Here is a 9,415-nt window from a genome sequence, read left to right as displayed (position 1 = left end):
TCCCGGCGAATACACCACCGCGCCGTTCGTTCACGACCATTGGGAAGAAGTCTACCTGATGTCGGGTGACCTGATCGTCGGCAACGACGCCAACGGCAACGGCGGCGAGCGCTTTGTGGCGCCGACCTATGCCTGCCGCCCGCCTGGTGCGGTGCACGGCCCCTTCAAATCGGAAACGGGCTGCCTGCTTTACGAACTGCATTTTTACGAAAAGAGCGTTTCGAACAAGGCTTAAGCGGGCCTCAATCTCACGAGCGCGGCGGACACGATCAACCGCCCGCCGACACCTGTGAGGTCGCTTGCTACCCGCGGTCTCTGACATCTCACACGGAGTTCATGAAAATGCGTAGTCGCCGCCATTTCTTCACCAGCGCCGCTGCTTTCTCCGCCGCGGTTGCGTTCGCCGCGGCGCTTCCTGCGCCCGTTCATGCCCAGGCCGATTGGCCACAACGGCCGGTCACGCTGATCGTGCCGTTCGCCGCCGGTGGAAACACTGACGGCATTGCGCGCATCACGGCGGAGCGCCTGAGCAGCGCATTCGGCAAGTCCTTCGTGATCGAAAACCGGCCCGGCGCAGGCGGCGCGATTGCCGCCGAGCTCGTTTCCAAGGCTGCGCCCGATGGACACACACTGTTCATCGCCGCGCTCCCGGTGATGGCGATTGTCCCGGCGGTCAACAAGGTGCGTTATGACCCGGTCAAGAATTTCGAGCCGATCAGCAACATCGCGACCAATCCCTTCGTGCTGGTGGTGAACAAGGATGTTCCGGTCAAGACACTGAAGGAGTTCGTGGACTATGTCGGCGCGCGCAAGGGCCAGCTGAGCTACGGGTCCGCGGGTATCGGCAGCCTCAATCACTTGTCGATGGCGCTGTTCCTTAAGAAGGCCGGCCTCGAGATGACGCACGTTCCCTACAAGGGCAACGCACCGGCGCTTGCCGATGTCGTGGCGGGACACATCCCGGCAATGTTCTCAAATTTCTCGGACGCGCTGCCGCAAGCCAAGGCCGGCAATGTGCGGATGCTTGCGCTGTCGTCCGACAAGCGGAATCCGCTCGCCCAGGAGGTGCCGACCGTCGCCGAGTCCGGCTATCCGGATTACGCCGTCCTGACTTGGAACGGCCTGATGGCGCCTGCCAACACGCCGAAGCCGATCATCGACAAGATCGCTGCCGAGATCGCCGCCGCCGTGAAGGATGAGAAATTCGCGGCCCGGCTGTCCGAGTTCGGGGTGGATCCGCTGGGCAATTCTCCTGCTGAATACAAGGCGATGCTCGCACGTGACGTTGCGACCTGGGCGGAGGCTGTCAGCCTCGCCGGCGTCAAGCAGTAACGGGAGGCTTTCATGAACGACGCTCCCGTCCTCGTGGCCGGCGGCGGGCCGGTCGGTGTCATCACCGCGCTCGCGCTGGCGCAGCGTGGCATCCCGGTTCGTGTTTTTGAGGCGGCCGAGAGCGTCAACGACGCGCCTCGCGCCTCGACGCTCCACCCCGCGACGCTGGAAATGCTCGCGGCCGTGGGGTTGCTCGACGAAGTCACTGCGCGCGGGCTGGTCGCCCGGACCTTTCAGTTCTGGGATCGGCCGACCCGCAGCGTCGTGGCGGAGTTCGATCACGCGATCCTGAAGGATGACACGGCTTATCCGTATGTCGTTCAGTGCGAGCAACACAAGATAGCCAATCTCGCGATCGAGAAGCTCCGCGCATTCAAACATGCCGAAGTGAACTTCTCCTCGCCAGTGACTGCGATCGCGCCGGCCGACGACCATGTCGATATCACGGTAACGGTAAACGGCAAGGAGCAGACGGTTTCGGGAAGCTATCTCGTCGGCGCGGACGGCGGACGCTCGACGGTGAGAAAGGCGCTCGACATTCCTTTCGATGGCTACACCTTCCCGGAACGGTTTCTCGTTCTGACGACGCTCTTTGATTTCGCGACCGAGCACGGCGTTGCCTATCGCGCCTATTTCTCGGATCCCGATGAATGGACCAACCTGTTCAAGGTTGCGGGCGACGATGGCAAGGGCCGGTGGCGCGCCGTCTTCCCGACATTGCCGGGGCAGACCGACGAGGAGGTCTTGAACGAAGCTGCGACTGAAGCCCGACTTCAGAAGTTCTTCCCGAAATCCGGGACCTACGACATCGTCCATCGCAACATCTACAGGGTTCATCAACGCGTCGCCGCGCGCTTCCGCCACGGCCGTGTGTTTCTGGCCGGAGATTCGGCGCACGTGAACAACCCGATCGGAGGTCTTGGTCTGAATTGCGGTATTCACGATGCGATGCATGTCTCGGGGCTGCTGTCGTCGGTCCTGCGTGGCGAATGTCCCGTGTCCGAACTCGAAACCTATGATGCGGTACGCCGCCCGATGAACATCGAGTATGTTCAGCAGCAGACCATCGCCAACAAGAAGCGCCTCGAAGAGAAAGAGCCCGCGACGCGTCAGGCCAATTTCGACAATCTCCGTCGCACGGCCGAAGATCCTGTTGCACATCGTGCATTCCTGATGCGGACTTCGCTTCTCGAGAGCGTACGCAAGCAGAAGGCTGCAGCATGACGGTATCGTCGAAGCGTTTCAGGATCGCCGTTCCGGACCTGATTTCGAACTCGTATTTCCCGGCTATAGCCGCAACCGAACTCGGCAAATTCCGCGACCAGGGTCTGGATGCGGACGTTCAACTGATCTTCCCGGTCAGCAAGGCCTACGAGGCCTTGCGCGCCGGCGAAGTCGATTGCGTCGCGGGTTCGGCGCATTCTGCGCTTGCGGCGTTTCCGGAATGGCGCGGCGTGAAGCTGCTCTGCGCGCAGGGCCAGGGCATGTACTGGTTCCTGGTCATGCGATCCGACATCAACCCGGCACGCGGCGACGTGACCGTGGTTCGCGGCCGCAAGATCGGGGCCGCGCCCTGGGTCGATCTCGGCCTGAAGCAGCTTCTGGTCGCTGCCGGGATCGACGAGGCGCGTGACAATGTCACGGTTGCGCCCGTGCCGAACACGGGCAGGCCCAGCGTGAATTTCGGTCTCACCGCCGCGAAGGCGCTTGAGGATCGGCTGATCGATGGTTTCTGGGCCAATGGCATGGGAACCGAGGTTGCCGTGCTCAGCGGCGCCGGAAAGGTCGTGCTCGACATTCGGCGCGGCGACGGCCCGAAGGAGTGCTTCAACTACACAATGGCTTCTCTCGCCGTGACGGACGATTTCCTTGCGCAACGGCCGGACGATGCGCGCCGCGCCGTGACGGCGATGAAGGAGACGCATGCGGCCTTGAAGAAGGACGTATCGCTCGCAGCTCAGGTCGGTCAGAAGGTCTTCCCCCCGCGAGAGGCTGCGTTGATCGCCACGTTGATCGAGCGTGATCTGCCTTATTACTCGACGGAGATCACGCCGGATTTCGTCGCCGCGATGAACGAATTCGCGCGCCGGCGTGGCATCCTGAAAGGCGATCCGGGCTTTTCGGACGTGGTCGCGACCGTCGGCGGGTAGGGCGTTAGCTTTACATATAGCCCGGGGAGTCCGCCGAGAGCGGGCTTCCCCAAAGCCACGCCAGCATGTCGGCAAGGGCGGTAGATCCGGCGGCCGGCAGCAGCGCATTTCGCAGGTCCCGCTGTGCGCCGCGCGCGTGATAGAGCTTTCCGAATTCGCGCGAGGTGAACTGGATACGCGCCGTGCGCAGATAGCGGACGTCGCGATAGCGTGTGAATGCCTCCTCGATCGAGGCGGTCTGGCTGACGATCTCGGCGAGGATCACGGCGTCTTCCAGCGCCATGCAGGCGCCTTGCGAGATGTAGATGCTGGTCGGATGCGCGGCGTCGCCGAGCAATGTGACGCGGCCTTTCGACCAGTCCTTGATCGGCAGCCGGTGGTGCAGCACCCATGTCCGCGACACGTCGATATGCTGCAACAGCGCTTTCACATGCGGGCAGGCGTCCTTGAAATGCTTCAGGAAGTCTTCGCGCGTGATGGTTGGATAGTGAGGACCCGGCCGGATGTCCGGATCGTAATAACTCGCGCCGATGTTGAAGATCTCGTGCCGGCGAAGCGGATAATGGAAGAAGTCGAGACCCGGCCCGCCCCACATCGTGACGGTTTTCGAGTAGAGCTCTTCCGGGATGTCCTTCACCGGAACGACGCCGCGGCAGAGAACATAGCCGTCCGTGCGCGGCATGCCGTCGTCGACGAGCGCGGCACGCGCCATGGACCACAGGCCATCGCTGCAGACGAGGCCGCAGCCTTCATAGGTGTTGCCGCTGGCGGTCTTGACGATCACCTTGCTGCCGGTGTCCTGGAAGCTCGTCACGCGTTCGCCTGAGGTGAGTGTCACGAGGCTGGATATGCGACAGGCTGCGACCAGGCATTCGAGAATGTCGGCGCGGTGCAGCAGACCGTAGGGATAGCCGAAGCGATCGGTGAATGCCTTGTCGATCGGTGCGCGATAGACAATCTCGCCCGTCAGCATGTCTCCGAACTTCAGATCGTCCGGGTAGGCCGCGACCTGCTGGATGGCGTCGAGCACGCCGAGCGCGGCGAAGGCCTTGAACGCGTTCGGTGGCATCTGAATGCCCGCGCCGATCTCGCGAAATTCCGATGCCTGCTCAAGAACCCGAACCGCCTGTCCACGCCGCGACATGGCGAGCGCGGTGGCGATGCCGCCAATTCCGCCGCCCACCACCAGCAAGGGCAGGGATCTGTCCGAGTGCGCTGTCATCGTTTCCCCCCCCGGCCATTCCGAGCTAACAAAGCAGGATGCGTGGTTTGAACAGTATGATTTAAAGTTCAACTATAGTGAACATGCGTTTACGTCTTGGCGCGCCCGGCTAGGGGAGACATCACGATCCAGATCAGCCGCGTTTCGGCGGCGCTTGGATTGGCGAAGCGATGCGACAGCGTGCTGGGGAAGCGAAAGCTGTCTCCCGCCTCGAGCGTATATTCGTCGGCGTCGAGCTGGATCGTCAGCATCCCGGTGAGGACGAGACCGGCCTTTTCGCCGTCGTGGCTGTAGGTTTCCGGACCCGACGATGCGCCGGGCTCCAGCACGATTTCGTAGATCTCGATTGCGCCGGGATCAGGTGGGCTGACCACTTCCTGCACGATGCCGACATGCGGCACATTCAATCGCCGGCGCTGGTCGCTGCGCACGATGTAACGGCGCTCCGCCACGGCCTGCGGGCTGTCCGGAAAGAACCAGGAAATCGGCACATCCAGCGTGTTGGCCAGCAGCCGCAACGTGCGAAGCGAGGGTGCGGACAGACCGCGTTCGATCTGGCTGACCATCCCGACCGACAAGCCGGCCTTTTGTGCGAGTTCGCGGATCGACAGCTGCCGCTGGCGCCGGCTCTGGCGCAATCTCTGTCCGAGCCACAGGTTTTCGGCCGCTTCATCGAGGAGGCTTGCCCTCTCTGCGGCAACCGCTGCCTTCGCGCCCGGCTCTGAACCATCCATGTGACGAGCCTCGAATGTTGGCCGAAAACGCGCCAACGCAATGCCGGGGATCATTATTGACGAGGCTTGACTAAGATCAAGCCAGAATGAACACTGACGATGAAATTTCATTGTTATTGTTTGCCGGTGAGATGCCTTACCCTTCGTCCCCGGCAAGGCGGGATCCGTTCCGATGTCAGGATTGTCCGAGGCGGGATGGGAGATAGGTGTCGACATTGGCGGCACCTTTACCGACGTAGTGTGTCGGCGGCCGGGCGGCCCCTTGTACGTCATGAAGGTGCCGACATCGCGGGCCGACCCAAGCATTTCGGTGCTCGCGTCGCTTGAGGCATTGCAGAAGAACCATGCTGTCTCGCCCGAGCAGCTTTCGCGCTTTGCGCACGGCACGACTGTCGCCACCAATGCGGTACTGGAGCGCAAGGGTGCGAGGATTGGGCTGATCACGACGCAAGGCTTTCGCGACGTCCTGGAAATCGGCCGGCAATCGCGGCGTCAGATGTATGACGTCGTTCTGCGTACGCAGACGCCGGTGTTCCTGGCACCCGGACGTGTTCGCAAGGAGGTCGCGGAACGGATCTCCGCGAGTGGCGAGATCGTGACGCCGCTTGATGAGGTTGGACTGCGGCGTGTGGTCGACGAACTCGTCGCCGACGGCGTCGAGGCGGTCGCAATCGTATTCCTGTTTTCATTCGTCAATCCGGTTCACGAGCAGCGCGCCAAGCACCTGATCCGGGAAGCATATCCGGACCTGATGGTGTCGGCCTCGCACGAGGTCGATCCGGCCTTCCGCGAATACGAGCGCACCGTCGCGACCGCGTTCGACGCCTATTTGAAGCCGACGGTCGATCGCTATCTCGCGCGGCTGGAAGAGGGGCTCGCGCGCAGCGGCGCGCCCGTGCCGCTTCAGGTGATGCAATCGCGCGGCGGATTGACCAGCGCGACCGTGGCACGCGGCCGTCCCGTGCGGCTTTTTCTGTCGGGGCCGGCAGCGGGCGTGGTCGGTGGTCGCATCGTCGGCGCCTCGGCCGGCGACGGCGATCTCATCACGATCGATGTCGGCGGCACTTCAGCCGATATCGCGTTGATCTCCAGCCGCAAGCCGCTGATCCGCTCCGAGGGCGATGTCGGCGGCTTCCTGGTGCGCACGCCGATGGTAGACGTCAACACCATCGGTTCGGGTGGCGGTAGCATTGCGCGCGTCGATGCCGGTGGTGGCCTGAAGGTTGGGCCGCAGTCCGCCGGCTCCGAACCGGGTCCTGCCTGTTATGGGCGCGGCGGCACGCAGGCGACGGTGTGCGATGCATCTGTCGTCCTCGGCTATCTCGATCCGGACTATTTCGCCGGCGGCACCTTCAAGCTGAATGCGAAGCTCGCGTTCGATGTGATCGAGCAGACGGTCGCGCGTCCTCTCGGATTGACCGTGGAAGCGGCGGCGCTCGGCATCCATCGGGTGCTGAACACGCAGATGGCGGAGGGCATCCGGCAGGTGTCCGTTCGTCAGGGTATCGATCCGCGCAGCTATGCGCTTGTTCCGTTGGGCGGGGCGGGCGGCCTGCATGCAACCGCGCTCGCGAGCGAACTCGGCATGACGCGCGTTCTCGTTCCCCGGCTGCCCGGTGTGCTCGCCGCCGCCGGATTGCTGGCCGCGCCGGTCGAGCATGAAGTTTCAGCGGCGTTCGCATCGCCGATCGACGCGCTCGATCTTGGCGCATTCCGCCGCGTAATCCGTGAGCTCGATGCGCGGGCCGCGGCGCTGATGCAGAACGAACATGTCGCGGCGGACGCCGTCACCGCCACGCACTTCGCGGATGTGTGCTTCATCGGCCAGTCGTACACGCTGGAGATTCCCGTCGCAGCCGCCGATGCGGATGTCGCCGAACGGCTGTATGAGGATTTCCTGGTCGCGCATGACCGTGTTTACGGCCACGCCTTCCGCGCTCCGGCCAAGATCACCGCGTTGCGTGCGGTCCATCAGGCAGGCGGCAGCGAGGATATCGAAGAGATGCGGTTCGCACCGTCCGGGACAGCGCTGGATCTGCCGTCGCGGCAGATCCATGTCGCCGGCTTTTCGGGTCCGGTCGAGGCGCGCGTGCTTGCGCGCGACGCGATGAGTTCCGGGTTCGAATTTTCGGGCCCTGCGCTCGTGCAGCAATCCGACACCACGACATTGGTCGAGCCCGGCTGGTCCGGTCGCGTCGATGCCGCCGGCAATCTCGTCCTCGAGCGGAAGGGAGCGTGAGCATGTCTTCTGCCGCGGCACAGAACATCGATCCGATCACGCTCGAAGTGGTCCGTAACAAGCTCGAAGGCATTGCTGAAGAAATGCAGCAGACGCTGCTGCGCTCGTCGTTCTCGCCGATCGTGAAGGAGGGCCTCGACGCGTCGGCCAGCCTGTTCACGCTGACTGGCGAAACCCTGGCGCAAGCCTGCGCGATCCCGGTGCATCTCGGCACGCTCATCCCGGTGGTCGCCACGGTGTTGAAAAGCTTCCCGGTCGAACGCATGAGCCCGGGCGACGCCTATGTGATGAACGATCCTTATCTTGGCGGGACGCATCTTCCGGATATCGCGGTCATCCGCCCGATCTTTGCCGGGGACCGGCCGGTCGCGCTCTCTGCGACCATGACGCATCACCAGGACGTCGGCGGCATGTCGCCCGGTTCGGTCCCGACCAATGCGATCGAGATCTTTCAGGAGGGCTTGCGGATTCCGCCGCTTCTCCTGTGCTCCGACGGGCAGATGAACGAAACGCTGGTCGCGATGATCCGCCAGAATGTTCGGATCCCGGACACCGTCATCGGCGATCTGAACGCGCAGATCGCGGCCTGCAATGTCGGTGTGCGGCGCGTGTCCGATCTTGCCGCATCGCTTGGCCATAACGCGCTTCCGGTGATCTTCGAAACACTGCTCACGCGTTCCGAGACCATGACACGCGAGGCATTGCGAAAGCTTCCCGAGGGCACATACCGCTACGTCGATTTCAACGACAATGACGGCATCGAACTCGACAAGCGCATCCGTTTCGAGGTTGCGGTCACGATCCGCGACGGCTCGTTCCATTGCGACTTCACCGGAAGCTCCGATCAGGTGCGCGGGCCATTCAATTGCGTGCCGTCCGGATCGCTGGCTGCGGCCTGCTTCGCGATCCGCGCCATCACAGATCCTGCAATTCCGACCAATGCCGGCTGCTTCCGGCCAATTACGCTGGACCTGCCGAGGGGCTCCATCGTCAACCCGGTCGAGCCTGCGGCGGTGAATGCGCGCACCGCGACGATCAAACGCATCACCGGGACCATTCTCGGCGCGCTCCGGCCCGTCATCCCGGATCGCGTTTCGGCGGATGCGAGCGGGGAGATGGCCGCGATCATGTTCGGCGGCAAGCGCGCCGACGGCTCTACCTTTGTGACCGGCGAGATGGTTGCAGGCGGGAGCGGTGCAGGAATCGCCGATGACGGTGTCGATGTGATCGAGACCGACGTGACCAATTGCATGAATCTCTCGGCCGAAGCGATGGAGATGGAAGCGCCGATCCGCGTTCATCGCATCGCGCTCAAGCAGGACTCGGGCGGGGCGGGGCGGCAGCGCGGCGGCCTCGGCATCGTGAAGGAATACGAGATCCTGCAGGGCGAGGTTCGCTTCACGCATCGCGGTGAGCGCCATTATTGCGCGGCCAGCGGCTTCGATGGCGGCGGCCCCGGCGGCATGGCGGAATCGATCATTCATGCGGCATCCGGGGAAACGACGATCATCCCCTCAAAGCTCGTGACCACCTTGCGCGAAGGCGATCGTGTGGTGATGTCGACGGCGGGTGGCGGCGGTTACGGCAGCCCGGCCGAACGCGATCGACGCGCGCTGCAGGAGGACGTACGCAACGGCAAGGTCTCGGAGGAGGCCGCGGACAAGCTCTATTCGTGACGATGCCGGTGGCGAGCCCGGCGGATTCCGCAGTTTTTCCGGTCCCTGAATTGCGTCTCCCG

The 9,415-nt window shown here is 63.5% G+C and carries 7 protein-coding genes and 1 pseudogene; 6 read left to right on the top strand and 2 right to left on the bottom strand.

Translation table 11 applies throughout. From position 1 onward, the window contains the following. From VNZ93_RS16850 to VNZ93_RS16835, 4 genes and pseudogenes are all read left to right on the top strand, one after another. A pseudogene (locus VNZ93_RS16850) lies at positions 1-235 on the top strand (cupin); the annotation flags it as partial. A gap of 107 nt (positions 236-342) precedes the next feature. Next, complete coding sequence (locus VNZ93_RS16845) at positions 343-1,332, top strand: tripartite tricarboxylate transporter substrate binding protein (RefSeq protein ID WP_325707581.1); 990 nt, start codon at positions 343-345, stop codon at positions 1,330-1,332. A 12-nt stretch (positions 1,333-1,344) separates the two neighbouring features. Beyond that, the gene (locus tag VNZ93_RS16840; protein WP_325707578.1) at positions 1,345-2,556 is read left to right on the top strand and encodes an NAD(P)/FAD-dependent oxidoreductase; all 1,212 of its coding nucleotides are present in this window, start codon (positions 1,345-1,347) and stop codon (positions 2,554-2,556) included. Beyond that, the gene (locus VNZ93_RS16835) at positions 2,553-3,482 is read left to right on the top strand and encodes an ABC transporter substrate-binding protein (RefSeq protein ID WP_325707575.1); all 930 of its coding nucleotides are present in this window, start codon (positions 2,553-2,555) and stop codon (positions 3,480-3,482) included. The genes VNZ93_RS16840 and VNZ93_RS16835 overlap by 4 nt, the downstream gene beginning before the upstream one ends. Before the next feature lie 10 nt (positions 3,483-3,492). Here the strand turns inward: VNZ93_RS16835 and VNZ93_RS16830 are convergent, their stop codons facing one another. Together VNZ93_RS16830 and VNZ93_RS16825 are read right to left on the bottom strand one after the other, a co-directional pair. Further along, a complete protein-coding gene (locus VNZ93_RS16830; RefSeq protein WP_325707572.1) occupies positions 3,493-4,704 on the bottom strand; it encodes an FAD-dependent monooxygenase in 1,212 nt (403 codons plus the stop codon). A gap of 89 nt (positions 4,705-4,793) precedes the next feature. Continuing rightward, entirely contained in the window at positions 4,794-5,438 is a 645-nt protein-coding gene (locus VNZ93_RS16825) for a cupin domain-containing protein (RefSeq protein ID WP_325707569.1), read from the bottom strand. Positions 5,439-5,610: 172 nt separating this feature from the next. Here VNZ93_RS16825 and VNZ93_RS16820 point away from each other — a divergent pair, with 172 nt between their 5' ends. Together VNZ93_RS16820 and VNZ93_RS16815 are read left to right on the top strand one after the other, a co-directional pair. Continuing rightward, complete coding sequence (locus VNZ93_RS16820; RefSeq protein WP_325707566.1) at positions 5,611-7,677, top strand: hydantoinase/oxoprolinase family protein; 2,067 nt, start codon at positions 5,611-5,613, stop codon at positions 7,675-7,677. 2 nt (positions 7,678-7,679) lie between these two features. After that, on the top strand, positions 7,680-9,353 hold the full coding sequence (locus tag VNZ93_RS16815) for a hydantoinase B/oxoprolinase family protein (protein ID WP_325707564.1): 1,674 nt from the start codon (positions 7,680-7,682) through the stop codon (positions 9,351-9,353). The last annotated feature ends 62 nt before the right edge of the window (positions 9,354-9,415 follow it).

This window comes from Pseudorhodoplanes sp. (genome assembly GCF_035565795.1).
In the GTDB taxonomy this organism is placed as follows: Bacteria; Pseudomonadota; Alphaproteobacteria; order Rhizobiales; family Xanthobacteraceae; genus Pseudorhodoplanes.
The sequence above is the reverse complement of the archived record's forward strand: the minus strand, read 5'-3'. Positions and strand labels throughout refer to the sequence as shown.

What these genes read in the sequence shown, in the direction of transcription:
- VNZ93_RS16815 (WP_325707564.1), top strand. Translation starts at nt 7,680, where the DNA reads ATGTCTTCTGCCGCGGCACAGAACATCGATCCGATCACGCTCGAAGTG.
- VNZ93_RS16820 (WP_325707566.1), top strand. Translation starts at nt 5,611, where the DNA reads ATGTCAGGATTGTCCGAGGCGGGATGGGAGATAGGTGTCGACATTGGC.
- VNZ93_RS16830 (WP_325707572.1), bottom strand. Translation starts at nt 4,704, where the DNA reads ATGACAGCGCACTCGGACAGATCCCTGCCCTTGCTGGTGGTGGGCGGC.
- VNZ93_RS16825 (WP_325707569.1), bottom strand. Translation starts at nt 5,438, where the DNA reads ATGGATGGTTCAGAGCCGGGCGCGAAGGCAGCGGTTGCCGCAGAGAGG.
- VNZ93_RS16835 (WP_325707575.1), top strand. Translation starts at nt 2,553, where the DNA reads ATGACGGTATCGTCGAAGCGTTTCAGGATCGCCGTTCCGGACCTGATT.
- VNZ93_RS16840 (WP_325707578.1), top strand. Translation starts at nt 1,345, where the DNA reads ATGAACGACGCTCCCGTCCTCGTGGCCGGCGGCGGGCCGGTCGGTGTC.
- VNZ93_RS16845 (WP_325707581.1), top strand. Translation starts at nt 343, where the DNA reads ATGCGTAGTCGCCGCCATTTCTTCACCAGCGCCGCTGCTTTCTCCGCC.